14 protein-coding genes are annotated in these 16,107 nt (G+C 68.4%); 4 read left to right on the top strand and 10 right to left on the bottom strand.

Features of this window, described 5'->3' with window-relative positions; translation table 11 throughout:
- Both JHD82_RS22150 and JHD82_RS22145 read right to left on the bottom strand, forming a co-directional pair.
- Window positions 1–1,010, bottom strand: a 1,010-nt coding sequence (locus tag JHD82_RS22150) for a UxaA family hydrolase (protein WP_199138825.1), incomplete at its 3' end; no start/stop codon positions are given.
- A gap of 42 nt (window positions 1,011–1,052) precedes the next feature.
- Window positions 1,053–2,048 (bottom strand): tripartite tricarboxylate transporter substrate binding protein, encoded by a 996-nt coding sequence (locus JHD82_RS22145; RefSeq protein WP_016453812.1) that lies wholly within the window; start codon window positions 2,046–2,048, stop codon window positions 1,053–1,055.
- Window positions 2,049–2,185: 137 nt separating this feature from the next.
- Here JHD82_RS22145 and JHD82_RS22140 point away from each other — a divergent pair, with 137 nt between their 5' ends.
- A complete protein-coding gene (locus tag JHD82_RS22140) occupies window positions 2,186–3,124 on the top strand; it encodes a LysR substrate-binding domain-containing protein (RefSeq protein ID WP_199138816.1) in 939 nt (312 codons plus the stop codon).
- 123 nt (window positions 3,125–3,247) lie between these two features.
- Here the strand turns inward: JHD82_RS22140 and JHD82_RS22135 are convergent, their stop codons facing one another.
- The 4 genes from JHD82_RS22135 to JHD82_RS22120 form a co-directional block, all read right to left on the bottom strand.
- Window positions 3,248–4,483, bottom strand: a complete 1,236-nt coding sequence (locus JHD82_RS22135; protein WP_199138814.1) for an NAD(P)/FAD-dependent oxidoreductase — start codon at window positions 4,481–4,483, stop codon at window positions 3,248–3,250.
- Window positions 4,480–5,532: a xylose isomerase gene (locus JHD82_RS22130; protein ID WP_199138812.1), complete on the bottom strand. Its 1,053-nt coding sequence runs from the start codon at window positions 5,530–5,532 to the stop codon at window positions 4,480–4,482. Before JHD82_RS22130 ends, JHD82_RS22135 begins: the two co-directional genes overlap by 4 nt.
- 1,030 nt (window positions 5,533–6,562) lie before the next feature.
- On the bottom strand, window positions 6,563–7,912 hold the full coding sequence (gene gorA / locus JHD82_RS22125; RefSeq protein WP_199138810.1) for a glutathione-disulfide reductase: 1,350 nt from the start codon (window positions 7,910–7,912) through the stop codon (window positions 6,563–6,565).
- A 112-nt stretch (window positions 7,913–8,024) separates the two neighbouring features.
- Window positions 8,025–9,611 (bottom strand): alkaline phosphatase, encoded by a 1,587-nt coding sequence (locus tag JHD82_RS22120; RefSeq protein WP_199138808.1) that lies wholly within the window; start codon window positions 9,609–9,611, stop codon window positions 8,025–8,027.
- Window positions 9,612–9,777: 166 nt separating this feature from the next.
- On the opposite strand from JHD82_RS22120, the gene JHD82_RS22115 reads away from it, so the two are divergent.
- Both JHD82_RS22115 and JHD82_RS22110 read left to right on the top strand, forming a co-directional pair.
- On the top strand, window positions 9,778–11,022 hold the full coding sequence (locus tag JHD82_RS22115; protein ID WP_199138806.1) for a helix-turn-helix domain-containing protein: 1,245 nt from the start codon (window positions 9,778–9,780) through the stop codon (window positions 11,020–11,022).
- Between the two features lie 32 nt (window positions 11,023–11,054).
- Window positions 11,055–11,711: a glutaminyl-peptide cyclotransferase gene (locus tag JHD82_RS22110; protein ID WP_043821735.1), complete on the top strand. Its 657-nt coding sequence runs from the start codon at window positions 11,055–11,057 to the stop codon at window positions 11,709–11,711.
- A gap of 3 nt (window positions 11,712–11,714) precedes the next feature.
- Here JHD82_RS22110 and JHD82_RS22105 read toward each other — a convergent pair whose 3' ends face one another.
- On the bottom strand, window positions 11,715–12,803 hold the full coding sequence (locus JHD82_RS22105; RefSeq protein ID WP_199138804.1) for a tartrate dehydrogenase: 1,089 nt from the start codon (window positions 12,801–12,803) through the stop codon (window positions 11,715–11,717).
- A 130-nt stretch (window positions 12,804–12,933) separates the two neighbouring features.
- Between JHD82_RS22105 and JHD82_RS22100 the strand changes: the two genes are divergently transcribed.
- Window positions 12,934–13,848: a LysR substrate-binding domain-containing protein gene (locus JHD82_RS22100; protein WP_170962064.1), complete on the top strand. Its 915-nt coding sequence runs from the start codon at window positions 12,934–12,936 to the stop codon at window positions 13,846–13,848.
- Between the two features lie 25 nt (window positions 13,849–13,873).
- Here JHD82_RS22100 and JHD82_RS22095 read toward each other — a convergent pair whose 3' ends face one another.
- The 3 genes from JHD82_RS22095 to JHD82_RS22085 form a co-directional block, all read right to left on the bottom strand.
- The gene (locus JHD82_RS22095) at window positions 13,874–14,320 is read right to left on the bottom strand and encodes a GatB/YqeY domain-containing protein (RefSeq protein ID WP_012204282.1); all 447 of its coding nucleotides are present in this window, start codon (window positions 14,318–14,320) and stop codon (window positions 13,874–13,876) included.
- Window positions 14,321–14,442: 122 nt separating this feature from the next.
- Window positions 14,443–14,655 (bottom strand): 30S ribosomal protein S21, encoded by a 213-nt coding sequence (rpsU, locus tag JHD82_RS22090; protein ID WP_012204283.1) that lies wholly within the window; start codon window positions 14,653–14,655, stop codon window positions 14,443–14,445.
- Window positions 14,656–14,820: 165 nt separating this feature from the next.
- Window positions 14,821–16,041 carry an NAD(P)/FAD-dependent oxidoreductase gene (locus JHD82_RS22085; RefSeq protein WP_199138803.1) on the bottom strand — a complete coding sequence of 407 codons (1,221 nt, stop codon included), beginning with the start codon at window positions 16,039–16,041 and terminating at the stop codon, window positions 14,821–14,823.
- Between the last annotated feature and the right edge of the window lie 66 nt (window positions 16,042–16,107).

Genomic DNA, 16,107 nt, shown 5'->3' with positions numbered 1-16,107 from the left:
CAGGCCAGGCGGTCCAGCAGCTTCTGCCCCACGGCAGGCGTGATGGCGCGGCGCGTGAGCATGAATTCCACGCCATGGATCTCGGGCGTTTCCGACAGGATGGCCGTGCCGCCGTGGCGCACCAGGATGTCCATGGCCGCGCCCAGGGCCGGGTTGGCCGTGATGCCCGAAAACCCGTCCGAGCCGCCGCACTCCAGACCGATCTTCAGGTGGCTGGCACTGACCGTGCTGCGCCGCGCGGCGTCGGCCTCGGGCAGCATCTCTTCGATGGCGCGGATGCCTGCCTCTATGGTCACGCGCGTGCCGCCGACCTCCTGCATCACCAGGGTGCGCATGAGCCGGCCTTCGCTCAGGCCCTGCGACTGCACCAGGGCATCGACCTGGTTGCGCTCGCAGCCCAGGCCCACGATGAGCACGCCGGCCAGGTTCGGGTGGCGCGCATAGCCGGCCAGCGTGCGGCGCAGCACGTCGAAATGCTCGCTGGGCGAGGACATGCCGCAGCCGCTGGTCTGGGCGAAGGCCACCACGCCGTCCACGTTGGGGAAGGCCGCCATGCGCTCGGCCGTGAAATGCGCGGCAATGCGCTTGATCACCGTGGCCGAGCAGTTCACCGACGACAGGATGCCGATGAAATTGCGCGTGCCCACGCCGCCGCCGGCGCGCACAAAGCCCTGGAAGCTGGCGCGCTGCGCCTCGGGCACATAGTCCACGGGCCGCACGTCGGCGCCGAAGGCCGGGTCGCGGTAGTAGTCCACGATGCGCAGGTTGTGGCTGTGCACATAGTCGCCAGCCTCCAGCTCGCGCATGGCCACGCCGATCACGGTGTCGTACTTCTTCACCTGCTCGCCCTCTGCGATCCGGCGCGCGGCGATCTTGTGGCCCGCAGGCACCTGGGCGCGGGCGCGCACGCCCAGTTCGGGAATCTCCTGGCCCAGCGACAGAGCGGTCTTGGCGACCAGCACGTTGTCGTTGGGATGCAGGTGCAGCAGGGGGCTATCGGTGCGGGACATGCGGGACATGCGGGGCTTTCATCGGTGTGGGTTCGCGGGCTGTCAGCCCTTCATCAATTCGCGCAGCTTGAGCTTGTCGATCAAAACGGTCTCTTTTTGATAGACCGTGTTGACGTATTTCTCGTAGTCCGGGCCGTCCAGGTAGAGCAGCGGTGCATCCAGCTTCTCGGCCACGGACTTGAACTCGGGGCTGGCCACGGCGGCGCGGAAGGCCTCGCGCAGCCTGGCCGCCACGGCCGGGTCCAGGCCACGCGGCGCGCCAATGCCGTTGGGCGCATCGACCACCACGTCGTAGCCGCATTCGCGCAGCGTGGGCACGTCCTTGAAGCGCGCCGTGCGCTGCTCGCCCCAGGTCGCCAGCAGGCGCAGCTTGCCGGCCTCCACATGGGGAGCCCAGGAGCTGGAGTCGGCCAGCGCATCCACATGGCCGCCCAGCACGCCCTGCAATGCCTCGGCGCCACCCTTGTAGGGCACATGGTTGAGCTGTATGCCGGCCACGCCCGCAAATTCCTCCATGCCCACATGCGTGGCACCGCCCACGCCCGCGTGGGCATAGGTCACCTGGCCGGGCCGGGCCTTGGCGGCGGCCACGAAGTCCTTGAGCGTCTTGAACGGCGAATGGGCGGGCACGGCAATGCCGAAGGTCTGGCCCGAGGTGCGCGCGATGTAGGTGTAGTCCTTGCGCGGATCGGCCTGCAGGCTGCCCAGTTGCGAAAAGCGCGTGACCGAGATGGGAATCTGGCCGATGGTGTAGCCGTCCGCCCTGGCCGAGGCCAGCGCCTTGGCGCCGATCATTCCCGATGCGCCCGCGCGGTTCTCCACCGCGATCGGCTGGCCCAGCAGCTTGCCGGCCACCGTGCACAGCGCGCGCATGGACTGGTCGGCCGTGCCGCCCGCCGGCCAGGGGCAGATGAAGGTGATGGGGCGTTCGGGCCAGTTCTGGGCGAAGAGGGGGCCGGTGGCGGCCAGTGCGCTGGCGCCGAGCGTGGCGAGCACGAATTCGCGCCGGCTTGCATGGCGTGTGCGTGGGGTGTTCATCGCTTGTCTCCTGTATTGGCTTTTTGCAGCCCTGTGATCCGGGCCTTGGGCTGACTGGCGCGATTGTTCAGCGCCTGATCATGACAATCCAATGAAAAGATAGACTGGCTTCATAACCTCAAAGCTATGAAGACCCCATGAGCAAGATAGACCGCGTGCTGCGCTCCAACCTCAAGCTGCGCCATCTGCAGCTGCTGGTGGCCCTGGACCAGTTCCGCCACCTGGGCCGCGCCGCCGAGTTCCTGGCCGTGACCCAGCCCGCCGTCTCCAAGACCCTGGCCGAGATCGAGCGCATGCTGGACATGACGCTGTTCGAGCGCTCCACGCGAGGCACCGAGCCCACGGCGGCCGGCGTCAGCATGGTGCGCTTTGCGCGCTCGGTGCTGGCGGGCTTCGAACGCACGCGCGATGAAATGGCGGCCGAGGCCAGCGGCACACGCGGGCGCACCAGCGTGGGCGCCATGGTGGTGGCCACGCCCGTGCTGCTGGCGCGGGCCGTCGAGCAGTTGAAGGCGCGATCGGCCCAGACCACGGTGCTGGTCGAGGAGGGCGATCTCACGCGGCTGCTGCCCAAGCTGCGCATGGGCGAGCTGGACCTGTTCGTGGGCCGGCTCGAACCCGGCTATGCCTCGCCCGACCTGGAAACCGAAGCCCTGTACGACGAGCCCATGGTCGCCGTCGTGCGCCCCGGCCATGCGTTGCTGGCGCAGCCTGCCAGCTGGCAGGCGCTGGCCGACATGCCCTGCGTCATGCCCCCGCCCTGGGCATCGCTGCGCGTGAAGCTGGAGCAGCAGTTCTTCGCCCACGGCCTGCATCCGCCGGCCGACTTGGTCGAGTCCGCCTCATTCCTGTCGCAGATCAGCTTCCTGCACCAGCGCGGCGCCGTGGCTTTCATGGCGCGCGGCGTGGCGCAGCATTTCGCGCAGCAGGGGCTGGTCGCCGTGCTGGACCTGCCCGTGCCCATCGACCTGCCGCCCGTGGGCCTGATCACCCTGCGCGGCCAGCCGATGACGGCGACGACGCGGTTGCTGGTGGAGTGGTTGAGGGCGGTGGGGCGCAGCCTGGCAACGCGCTGATACTGCGGCTTCGGCTGCATTGGCGCTGCGCCACCGGCGCCGCAGCATTCGGCATGAGGCTCTGGCCGTCCGTGGCCAGCACCACGTGCTCGCGGCCGCTGTGTTCTATGAAGGTGATGGTGGTCATGGCGTGGGCGGGGCTTTTGGGGGGCGGGGCGGGAAACCGGGGTCGGCGCAGTGCGTGGCGGCGATGGCCTTGCGTGCTGCCATGAATTCGCCCGGTGAATTCACGCATTCGGCGGCGCACAGCTGGCCACCGCGCAGGTGCAGTACGGCGAACCTGCCGCTGGCCGGGTTGCCGCGCAGCACGGTCTGGTCGCCATGGCCGGGCAGGCCGGCGATCTGCAGCTTGGTGTCGTACTGATCGGACCAGAACCAGGGCGTTTCTTGGGCGGGCGGTGCGCGGCCCGTGATGGCGCAGGCCGCGCGCCGGGCCTGTTCAAGCGCGCTGGGCACGCTTTCGAGCCGGTGCAGCCCGGGGTAGCCGGCCAGCGGGCGGCGCGTGGCATGCCCTATGGCGTAGATGCCGGCCATGGCGGTACGGCCTTCGCCATCCACGGCAATGCCGTCAGCACAGTCCAGGCCTAGGGGCTGCGCCAGTTCCACGCAGGGCGCCGCGCCCACGCCGATGAGCACGGCATCGCACTCCAGTCGGGAGCCATCGGCCATCCTCAGGCCCGTGATGCTGGTGGGGCTGTCTCCCTGGATGGCGGCGACCGAGGTGTTGAAATGCACCTCCACGCCCTGGCCTGCATGCAGGCCGTGCAGATGCGCGGCCATCTGCGGCGAGGCGCTGCGAGACAGCAGCCTGCCTTCGCGCTCGATGATCCGGACCTGCACCCCCAGCTTGCGGGCCGTGGACGCGACTTCGAGACCCACATAGCCGCCGCCGATGATGGCCAGGCGGCGGGCGGTCTGCAGGTGGCCCCGCAGCGCCTGCGCGTCTTCCATGGTGCGCAGGCAGGTGACGCCGGGCCGATCACCCCCGGGCAGGGCCAGCCAGCGCGGTGCGGCGCCTGTGGCAATGACCAGGTGGTCGTAGTGAAGTGCCGACCCGTCGTTCAGCGCCACCTGCCGCGAGCCGGGCTCTATGGCCATGGCGCGCATGCCCGGGCGCAGGGCGATGGCTTGGTCCGCATAGGCGCCGGCGGGCCGCGGCAACAGCTCCTCCGGGTCCATGGCCTGCTGCAGCCACGCCCTGGACAGCGGCGGGCACTGGTAGGGCGGCAGGTCCTCTCCATCGACCAGGGTGATCGGGCCCGCGTGGCCGTACTGGCGCAGCAGGGCGGCCAGGGTGCCACCGGCATGCCCGGCGCCGATGATGACGGCATGGCCTTGGGGGTGTCGTGCGGGGGTCATGATGCACCTTCGCAAGAGGCCCGGAGTACGGGGCGGGTGCAGATCTCGTCCCAGGCTTGCCGCATGAAGCGCGCGGCCGCCACGTTCTGCTCCAGCAGGTCATAGCCTGCGCCCAGGCCGTAGTCGGGGAGGTTGATGAATTCCGTGGTGAGGTAGCGCAGCGGGCTGTGCGGCTGCGCATGGTGGCAGGCCAGCACCTTGCGGATCGCCTCTTTGGAGGGCTCCAGCAGGTAGGCATGCCAGGGCGAATGCCATTCGCCGGGGCCGGGCCGCAGCATGGGGTACTGGATGCCCCGGCCCGGGCTGCCGTCCTCGTTGCGGTGCCACAGGTTCAGGGGCTGGTTGGGGCCTGCCGCGCGCAGCTGGGCCCAGCGCACGATGCCCATGTCCAGCCATTGTTCGCACAGCGAGCCGGGCTCGAACGGGTCCAGCGCCAGCTCGCCGCGCTCGAGCAGCCTGCGCACGCCCGACCGGTCCAGCTCGGCCGGGTTGCCGATCTTGAAGTTCACATGGCTGTAGTCCAGCGTGAAGTGAAAGGGCACGCCGCGTGCCTGCACGCGCCCGGCCACGCTGCGCACGCGCAGGAAGTCTTCGGTCCACGTGTTCACATGCAGCGCGAAGCTGGGCTCCACGCCCAGGCCCATGGCGTCGTCATAGACCCGCAGATAGTGTTCGGCGATTTCCACATCGGACAGCACATGGCCGTCGCGGTGGTGCTTGAAGGTCATGATGTTGTGGCAGCGCGCGCCTATGGCCTGGCAGATGCGCAGGTTATGGGCCAGCAGGGCCTCGTCCTCGCCCAGGCGGTAGAACCAGCTGGCCGTGTGCACGGGCAGGTTGAACTCGGCGATGGCGGCCTCGTACTCGGCCATTTGCGTGCGCAGAGGCAGGCGATCGAAGCAGTCGAAGGCGCCGGTTTCACTGACCAGGCGGAACTGCTCGCGTATGGGCAGCTCCTGCAGGCCGATGGGCTGGTGGCGCGAGGAGCGCTGCACGCCACGGCCGTTGCAGCCGATGGGCGGGAGGGCGGGGCGGGGAGCTTCGTGCATGACCTGCTCCTCAGCCGCCCGTGGGCGCGCCCACGATCATGCGGTCCGCCGACAGATGGCGGACCGCGTTGCGCGACCAGGTCAACAGGGACCAGGTATCGAGTACATCGGTTGTCATGGATCTGTCTCCTGGTTGAGTGTGGTGTTGCGCCCCGGCCGCTGCTCGGCCCCCATAGGCGCTGTGGGCCAAGAAGGCGTCATCGGCCAAGCGGCTCCCGGCGCCACTGCCGCACGATGGAAGGCCTCCAGCGCGAACACTGCTTTCAGCTTGCTGCCCGGCGCCTGCGTTTGCCGCAGGGGCCGGAAGCTGGCCTGCATGCCGCCTGGCGTGGGCTCGCCCATGCCCTGTCTTCGAATGCAGTCTGGGCATGGGATGTCTCCTCGGTTCCGATCGCGGATCTCGACCCATGGCTTCTGGGTTGATGCGGGAAATTAAGGTGTATGCACTCCAATTAAGTCGGATTGCCTACAAAGGAACACCAAGGCTTTCCATGGAGTGATGCCTCTTTTTTCCCTGCTTGTAAGGATTGTGAATTTTTCTATTTACCTTGACTATCGGGAAAATACTTTGTTTGTTTTTGACTATCGATTTGGGAATTTAAGCGTAGGCGCTTGAAATTTCCACCGTGTACGGCTGTTTCCAGCAGGGCCGGCTGCAGTGCGCCAGCGTGGCGACGCAGGATCCAAGGACGGTGGCAATGGTCGACACCGCAAGGAGTTGAAATGTCAGCCTCCAGCCATGCAGGCATCGGCGGCATGCAAGGGCAGGAGGGCCATTTCGGAGAAGGGAGAAGGAGCGGCGGCAGCTGTGGATCGCGCGCAGCTTCTGGCTGCCCACCAGCGTCCGCGAGGCTGGCGGCAGGAGCACGGCGCAGATCGGCCTGCTCACGGCCATTCCCGATACCTTGGCCAACCTGGGCGGCCTGGCGGCCACCTGTTTGCCGGGCTGGTTCAAGGAGCTCACGCACTCGCCCGGCGCGTGCCTGCCCAGGCCGGCGGTCAACCGCCGAGGGCAGGTGGTGCGCGCTGTTCAGCGCATGGTCACGAACTCTTCTGCCGCCGTGGGGTGGATGGCCACGGTGTCGTCGAAGTCGCGCTTGGTGGCGCCCATCTTCAGGGCCACGGCAAAGCCCTGCAGCATCTCGTCCATCCCCAGGCCGATGCCGTGTATGCCCACGATGCGCTCCTCGGGGCCCACGCAGACCAGCTTCATGCGCGCGGGCTGGCGGTGGCGCGTGACGGCCGTGTACATGGCGGTGAAGGCCGACTGGTAGACCTTGACCTGATCGTCGCCAAAGCGCTCGCGTGCCTGCGGCTCGGTCAGGCCCACGGTGCCGATGGGCGGGTGGCTGAAGACCACGGTGGGTACGTTGTCGTAGTCCAGGTGCTCGCCCGTCTTGCCGTTGAACAGGCGCTCGGACAGGCGCCGGCCTGCGGCCACGGCCACGGGCGTGAGTTCGATGCGGCCCGTGATGTCGCCCACGGCGTGGATGCCGGGCACATTGGTGTCCTGGAACCTGTCCACCGCGATGTGGCCGCTGTCCTGCAGCGCCACGCCTGCGGCCTCCAGGTTCAGGCCCGAGGTGTCGGGCCGGCGGCCCACGGCCCAGACCACGCAGTCCACGGTGTGGCTGCTGCCGTCCTGCAGTTGCAGATCCAGGCTGCCGTCTGCGTTGCGGACCACGGCCTTCGGGGTGGCCTGGCGGTGCACGGCGGGGCCTTCGGCCTCCATGATCTCCATCAGGGTCTGGCTCAGCAGCGGATCGAACCCGCGCAGTGCCGAGTTCTGGCGCAGGAACAGATGGGTCTGCGAGCCCAGCGCGTGCAGCACGCCGGCAATCTCCACGGCGATATAGCCGGCACCGACCACGGCCGTGCGCGCAGGCAGGGCCTTGAGGGCGAAGAAGCCGTCGGAGTCGATGCCCAGCTCGGCGCCCGGAATGTCGGGCCGTGCCGGCCGCGTGCCCGTGGCGATGAGGATGTGATCGGCACTGAGCCGCTGGCCGCCCACCTCCACGGTGCGTGCATCCACGAAGCGGCCAAAGCCCTGGATCAGCTCGACCTTGTTGCGCGCCAGACCGCTTTCATACGAGGCATGGATGCGGTCGATGTAGGCGCTGCGGCTGTCCAGCAGGCGCTGCCAGTCCAGGCGGTCGACGGTGGCATCCCAGCCGTAGTCGGGGGCGTAGCGGTGCATGGCCTCGCCGATCTGGGCCGCATGCCACATGACCTTCTTGGGCACGCAGCCCACGTTGACGCAGGTGCCGCCGATCTCGCCGGCTTCGATCAGCGCGCAGTGGCGCCCGTGCATGGCGGCGCGGTTGGCCGATGCAATGCCGCCGCTGCCGCCGCCGATGACGATGTAGTCGTAGTGCTTCATGGAGATTCCGTGCTGTGTCTGAGCGGCCCGAATGCCGCAGCCGGCCATCTTGCCCTGTTCGCCGGCCAGGGGCCTGCGGCGGGGGCAATGCCGTGATCTCCAGGCGGCAGGCTCAACTGCGCTGCGGCTGCAGCGTCTTCGTGTACAGCGCCTTGCCGTCCAGGTCCTTGAGCACCACGGTCAGCGCCTGGCTGCGGGGGTCTATGTCGAGCTGGCCGAAGAACTGGAAGCCTTCGCTGGGCGCCGAGTTGGCGTGGCCCGCGCTTTTCTGGAAAACGACTTCGCCGCCAAAGGTCTTGTCCATCTCGTTGGGTCCGAAGCCGCCCGCATTCAGCGGGCCGGAGACGAATTCCCAGAACGGGTCGAAGTCCTGGAAGCTGGCGCGCTCGGGGCTGAAATGGTGGGCCGCCGTGTAGTGCACGTCGGCCGTGAGCCAGACCACGTTGTGGATGCCCGCATCCTTGATGCCCTTGAGCAGGCGCGCCATCTCCAGCTCGCGGCCCCGGGGTGCGCCATGCTCGCCATTGGCCACGGCCTCCCATTGGGCGCGGCCCTCGGCATCCTTGCCATCGGGCACGAAGAGGCTGATGGGCATGTCGCTGGCGATCAGCTTCCAGGTGGCGCGGCTGCGCTTGAGGCCGTCCAGCAGCCACTGCACCTGGGGGCGGCCCAGCATGTCGGTGTCCGGGCCTTCGGCCGCCTGCAGGTTGTGGCTGTTGGGGCCGCGGTGGCTGCGCATGTCGATCACGAAGATGTCGGCCAGCGGGCCCTGGGGCAGGCAGCGGTACAGGCGCTGGTGCATGGCCGCGCCGAAGGGACGCATGGGCGCGTATTCCATGAAGGCGCGCTGGCCGCGCGCCGCCAGCAGCTGCACGTTCTTTTCGGTGTAGCGCGCGTCGTTGGCCACGCTCTTGCTGTCCGAGTAGTTGTTGGTGACCTCGTGGTCGTCCCACTGCCAGATCTGGGCGACCTCGCTGCCCAGGGCGCGCACGTTGGCGTCCATGAGGTTGTAGCGGTGGCGGCCCCGGAATTCGTCCAGCGTCTCGGCCACCTTGGCGACCTCGGGCGTGACCAGGTTCTTCCACAGAGTGCCGTCGCGCAGCTTCATCTGCGCGGCAATGGGGCCGTCGGCATAGATGGTGTCGCCGCTGTGCAGGAACACGTCGGGGTCGGTCCTGCGCATGGCCTCGTAGATGCGCATGCCGCCAAAGGCCTCGTTGATGCCGAAGCCCTGGCCCGCCGTGTCGCCGCTCCACACCAGGCGCAGCGGCCGCGTGGCGGGCATGCCCGCCGCCAGCGGAGTGCGAAAGTGCCCCTGCACGGCGGGCGAGCGCACATTGGCGCTGGCAAAGTCCTCCAGCACCACGCGGTAGAAGATGTCCTGGCCCGCAGGCAGGCCCTGCAGATCGATGCGGCCCGTGCCGTCGCTGCTGTCCATCAGCAGATCCGGCCCGCGCACGCGCGTGGGGTTGGCAAAGCCGGAGGTGGTGGACCATTCGATCCACATGCGCGCATCGCGGCTGGCGCGCGCCCAGACGATGGCGCGGTCAGCCAGCACATCGCCGCTTTGCAGGCCCGAGGGCAGCAGCGGCCGCGCCGCGTCGCGCGTGATGGCGGCGGGGGCCACCTGGGCCTGGAGGATGGAGGGCAGCAGCGAGCCGCCAGCGGCGGACAGCAGAAGATGGCGGCGGAGCATCATGGCGGGGGAGTGGGCGTGGAAAAGCGTTTGGCAGAGCGTTGGAAGAGCGTTTGGCAGGGGGCTTGGCGACCCAGCCTAGCGCCCACCGATGACCGGGCCGTGACCGTGCGTTGGCCCGGGATGAATTGCAGGCACAGCCGTGCCGCACACGATGGATGGGATGGGCATGGATTCTCTGATCACGGCGGCGGCCCGTGCGCTCGCGGTTGGCGACCCCCTTGGCGCGCTGAACCGGGTGGCGCTGCGCGACGATGCGCCCGCGCTGGCACTGCGTGGCATCGCCATGGCGCAGCTGGGCGATCTGGTGCGGGCCCGGGCCTTGCTGCGCAGCGCTGCGCGCGCCTTCGGCGCCCATGAGGCCGTGGCCCGCGCCCGCTGCGTAGTGGCCGAGGCCGAGATTGCACTGGCCCTGCGCGAGCTGGCATGGCCGGCCCGCAGGTTGGTTGCGGCGCGGGCAGTGCTGCAGGCGCATGGCGATGCTGTGAACGCCGCGCATGCAGGCTATCTGGAAATACGCCGTTGCCTGCTGCTGGGCCGCCTGGGCGAGGCCGAGGGTCTGCTGGGCGGACTGCGGCCCGCGCTGCTGCCTGCCGCCTTGCAGGCGTTCCATGCCCTGGCCCTGGCGGGTATCGCCATGCGCCGATTGGACATCCGTGCGGCGCACAGTGCGCTGGCCGATGCCGCGCAGGCGGCCGGCGCCGCCGGCATTGCAGCACTGGCCGCCGAGGTGGGGCAGGCCGCCCAGGCCCTGCACGCGCCTGCTGCGGTGCTGCTGGAGCGGGAGCCGGCCGGAGCGCAGGCTCAGAAGCTGCTGTCGCTGGATGAGGCCGGAACCCTGCTGGCCTCGGGCGCGCTGGTGGTGGATGCCTGCCGCCATGCGGTGCGCGCCGGAGCGGTGGCGGTCTCGCTGGCGGGGCGTCCGGTGCTGTTTGCGCTGGCGCGCGCGCTGGGCGAGGCCTGGCCCGGCGATGTCTCACGCGAGGCGCTGGTGGCGCAGGTATTTCGCGCCCGGCAGGCCGATGATTCGTACCGTGCGCGTCTGCGTGTCGAGATCGGCCGCCTGCGCCGCCTGCTGCGGCCGCTGGCAGAAGTTCACGCCACGCCCCTGGGATTTGTGCTGGCGCCCCGGCAGGCCCGGGTGGCCGTGCTGGCACGGCCCGTGGAAGGTGCGCCGGGCGTGCTGTGCGGGCCGGTGCTGGCACTGCTCTCCGATGGCGAGGCCTGGGCCAGTTCGGCGCTGGCCCTGGCACTGGGTGCGAGCCAGCGCAGCGTCCAGAGGACCCTGGAGGCGCTGGAGCGCGACGCGCTGGCGCAGCCCGTGGGCCGGGGACGCGCCCGCCGCTGGGTGGCCCGGCCTGCGCCGGGATTCACGACGACTTTGTTACTCCCCGCTGTGCTGCCGGCTGGCTAGCATGGGCCGACCAACGCAACCAGGAGTTCCGCATGAAGACAGAAGCTGCAGAAATCATCCGCGAGTACGGTCCCTTTCCCGGCATCGATTGCGTGCACGGGGTGTCCTACGACGGCAGCCAGGTCTGGTTCGCCACCGGCACCCAATTGCAGGCGCTGGACCCCGACAGCGGCCGGATCGTGCGCAGCATCCCTGTGCCGGGCGATGCCGGCACGGCCTTCGATGGCCGGCATCTGTTCCAGATCGCCAATGACCGTATCCAGAAGATCGACCTGTCCACCGGCCATGTGCTGGCCACCATTCCTGCACCCGGGGGCGGTGGTGATGCCGGCGATTCGGGAATGGCCTGGGCCGAGGGCTCGCTGTGGGTGGGGCAGTACCACGGCCGCAAGATCCATCAGATCGATCCCGACACCGGGGCGGTGCTGCGCACCCTGCAGTCCAACCGCTTCGTCACCGGCGTCACCTGGGTGGACGGCCAGTTGTGGCACGGCACCTGGGAAGAGGGCCAGAGCGATCTGCGGCGCCTGGACCCGGACAGCGGTGCCGTGCTGCAGCGGCTGGAGATGCCGGCGGGCACCGGCGTGTCGGGGCTGGAGTCCGACGGCGGCGACCGCTTCTTCTGCGGCGGCGGAGAAAGCGGCCGCATCAGGGCCGTGCGCCGGCCCCGGCAGGCGCAGCAGCCCTGAGGCCTACTTGCCCGCGATCTGCGCCGCGATGGCCTGGCCCACTTCGGTGGTGCTGGCCGTGCCGCCCAGGTCGGGCGTGCGGGGGCCGCTCCTGATGACTTCCTCGATGGCCGAGACGATGGCGTCGTGCGCCGCGCGGCCTGCGCCCTGGCCGTGTGTCAGGAAGTCCAGCATCAGCGCTGCCGACCAGACCATGGCGATGGGGTTGGCGATGTTCTTGCCGTAGATGTCGGGCGCCGAGCCGTGCACGGGCTCGAACAGGCTGGGGAAGCTGCGGTCGGGGTTGAGGTTGGCCGAGGGGGCCAGGCCGATGGTGCCCGTGGTGGCCGGGCCCAGGTCGCTGAGGATGTCGCCGAACAGGTTGGTGGCGGCCACCACGTCGAAGCGGCCCGGCTGCAGCACGAAGCGCGCGGTCAGGATGTCGATGTGCTGCTTGTCCAGCGTGACGTCCGGGTAGGCCTTGGCCACGTCCTCGGCGCGCTGGTCCCACCAGGGCATGCTGATGGCGATGCCGTTGCTCTTGGTGGCCAGGGTGACGTGCTTGCGCTCGCGGCTTTGGGCCAGGTCGAAGGCGTACTTGAGCAGGCGCTCGGCACCCTTGCGCGAGTAGACCGATTCCTGGATCACGATCTCGCGGTCCGTGCCCTCGTACATGATGCCGCCCAGCGAGGTGTATTCGCCTTCGGTGTTCTCGCGCACCACGTAGTAGTCGATGTCGCCGGGCTTGCGGCCGGCCAGCGGGCAGGGCACGCCTTCGAACAGGCGCACGGGACGCAGGTTGATGTACTGGTCGAACTCGCGGCGGAACTTGAGCAGCGAGCCCCACAGCGAGACATGGTCGGGCACGGTGGCAGGCCAGCCCACGGCGCCGAAGAAGATGGCGTCCATGCTGCAGAGCTGCGCCTTCCAGTCGTCGGGCATCATTTTTCCGTGGGCCAGGTAGTAGTCGCAGTGGGCCCAGTCGAAATGGTGGAATTCGAGCTTGATCGCGAAGCGGCTGGCGGCGGCCTCCAGCGTGCGCAGGCCTTCGGGCATGACTTCCTTGCCAATGCCGTCACCGGCGATGACGGCGATCTTGAATGTGTCTTGCATGGTGTCTGTCCTTGGATCGAATGGATGGATATGAAGCGGCGCCGCTGACAGCCTGGCCGCATGCATGGCATTGTTGGCTGCGCCAGGGCTAAATACAATCGGCCAACTGTGGTTCCATTGTTTACAGATCGTGAATAAACAACCGGCTCCCGAAGACCTGCGTGTCTTCACCGTGGTGGCCCGCAAATCCGGCTTTGCCGCTGCGGCCGAGGAATTGGGTGCATCGCCCGCCTATGTGAGCAAGCGCATCCGCCTGCTGGAGCAGGAGTTGGGCGTGAAGCTGCTGCACCGCACCACGCGCCGCGTGGCCGTGACCGAGGAGGGCGAGCGCGTATTCCACTGGGCGCAGCGCATCCTCGACGACATGGACCAGCTGATGCAGGAGGTGGCCATCACGCGCAGCGAGCCGCGCGGCCTGCTGCGCGTGAGCAGCAGCTTCGGCTTCGGGCGGCATGTGATCGCGCCGGCGCTGTCCCGGCTGGTGGAGCGCCATCCGGGGCTGCAGGTGCGGCTGGATGTGTTCGACCGGCTGGTGGATGTGGCGGGGGAGGGCTTCGATCTGGATGTGCGCGTGGGCGACGAGATTGCGCCCCACCTGATTGCGCGGCGGCTGGCCGACAACCACCGCGTGCTGTGCGCGGCGCCTGCTTACCTGGCGCGCCGTGGCACGCCGCGCACGCCGGCCGAGCTGTCGGCCCACGACTGCCTGGCCATCAAGGAGCGCGACCAGGCCTTTGGCGTGTGGCGGCTGCGCGCGGGCGCCGCCGAGCAATCGGTGAAGGTCACGGGGCCGCTGTCGGCCAACAACGGCGAGATGGTGGTGCAGTGGGCCGTGGACGGGCGCGGCATTGCGCTGCGCTCGTTGTGGGATGTGGGCGCCCATCTGCAGGCCGGGCGCCTGGTGCAGCTCTTGCCCGAATGGCGGCAGGAGGCCAATGTCTGGGCGGTCTATCCGACGCGGCTGCAGCTGTCGGCCAAGGTGCGTGTCTGTGTCGAATTCCTGCAGGAGCACTTTCAGCAGGAATGGGCGGCAGCAGCGTCCTGAAAAGGGCGCGGCTGCCGCAGCAGGTTCAACCTGCCAGTGCGGCCTTGACGGCAGCGGACACCTGGCCCATGTCGGCCTTGCCAGCCAGCTGCGCCTTGACCGCGCCCATGACCTTGCCCATGTCGCCGGGGCCGGAGGCACCCAGCTCGGCCACGATGGCCTTCACGGCGGTGGCCACTTCCTCGGCCGACATGCGTGCGGGCAGGTAGGCGGTCAGCACGGCCATTTCGGCCTTTTCCTTGTCGGCCAGATCCTGGCGGCCCGCGCCCTCGAAGGCGGCAATGCTGTCCTTGCGCTGCTTGATCAGCTTGTCCACGATGGCGATGACGGCGGCGTCGTCGAGCTCGACGCGCTCATCGACTTCCTTTTGCTTCATCGCGGCCAGCAGCAGGCGGATGGTGCCCAGGCGTTCGCTGTCCTTGGCGCGCATGGCGGTCTTCATGTCTTCGGTGATCTGGGCCTTGAGGCTCATGGCATTTCTCCTGAGGTAGTGGCGTCGGAAAACAAAAACCAAAAAACAAAAACAAAAAACCCGCGCCTGGCGTCCCGAGCGCGGGTTTTGCGGCTGACGAGAGCCGGCTGGTCAAGAGCTGATCAGTACAGCTTCTTGGGCAGCTGCATGCTGCGAACGCGCTTGTAGTGACGCTTGACGGCGGCAGCCTTCTTGCGCTTGCGTTCGGATGTGGGCTTCTCGTAGAACTCGCGAGCGCGCAGGTCGGTCAGCAGGCCGAGCTTTTCGATGGTGCGCTTGAAGCGGCGCAGGGCAACTTCATAGGGCTCGTTTTCTTTTACGCGGATGGTGGTCATTAGCTAGATTTCCAGATATCTGTGCTGACAGCGGGTTCTCGGGAAGATCGGGCCTGAGAGCCATGTTCAGCGGTTGGTCCCCGTCAATAGTTAACTAGTATTGGCCGACGGGGCAATTGCCAGCAAAGCGGGCGATTATACGCGAGACGAGAGCGATCTGACAAATCACGCACAAGGCAAGGCCTGCGCGCAGGCATACCCGCTGGCCCAGGCCCATTGGAAGTTGTATCCGCCCAGCCAGCCGGTGATGTCCACCACTTCGCCGATGCAGTACAGGCCGGGCTGGGTCTTGCATTCCATGGTCTGTTGCGAAAGCGCACGCGTGTCCACGCCGCCCAGCGTCACTTCGGCCTTCTTGTAGCCTTCGGTGCCGGTGGGCACGATCTCCCAGCGCGACAGGCGCTCGGCCAGCTGGTTCAGGGCCTTGTCCGAGGCTTCGGCAACGGGGCGCTGCCAGGCCGCGTCCTGCTGCACCCAGGCATCGGCCAGGCGCGAGGGCAGCCACTGCGCCAGTTCGTTGGCGATGAGCTTGCGCGAGCGCGACTTGGCCTTGAGCAATTCGTCCTGCAGGTCCACCTCGGGGGCGAGGTTGATGCACAGGGGCGTGCCGGGCTTCCAGTAGCTCGAGATCTGCAGCACGGCGGGGCCGGACAGGCCGCGGTGCGTGAACAGCAGGTCTTCCATGAAGGCCATGCGCTCCTTCTTGCTGCCGGTGCTGATCTCGACCGGAAGGGCCAAGCCGGCGAGCTGGGCGTAGGGTGCCCAGGCCTCGCCATCGAAGGTCAGAGGCACCAGGCCCGGCGTGCGCTCGACCAGGGGCAGGTCGAACTGCTGGGCCAGGCGGTAGCCGAAGTCGGTGGCGCCGATCTTGGGAATGGACAGCCCGCCCGTGGCGATGACCAGGCTGGGCGCCTGCACGGCGCCACGGCTGGTCTGCAGGCGGTACTGGCCATCGGCATGCGCGACGGAATCGACCTTGCAGGGCTGCCAGCGCTGCACGCCGCCGGCCTGGCATTCGGCCAGCAGCATGGCGATGATGTCCTCGGCCGAGCGGTCGGCGAACAGCTGGCCCTTGTGCTTTTCATGGTGGGCAATGCCGTGCCTGTCCATCAGCGCAATGAAGTCGGCCGGCGTGTAGCGCGACAGGGCCGAGCGGCAGAACTGCGGGTTGCCGCCCACGAAGTGCTTGTGCGGCGCACGCACGTCCAGGTCGCGGTTGGTGAAGTTGCAACGGCCGCCGCCCGAGATGCGGATCTTCTCGGCCACCTTCTCCGCGTGGTCCAGGAGCAGCACCGACAGGCCACGCTGTCCGGCCTGGGCCGCACAGAACAGACCGGCCGCGCCGGCGCCGATGACGATGGCGTCGAAAGAGAGGGAAGAGGTCACAAAAGCGTCACTCGGGGGGCAAAAGGGCGCCCATTCTCGCGCAATGGCGCTTTTTCCTAAAATCCA

The sequence above is a fragment of the Delftia sp. ASV31 genome, assembly GCF_016428765.1.
Lineage (GTDB): Bacteria > Pseudomonadota > Gammaproteobacteria > Burkholderiales > Burkholderiaceae_C > Comamonas > Comamonas acidovorans.
Note: the sequence above shows the minus strand (reverse complement) of the source record. Positions and strands in the feature narration are given on the sequence as shown.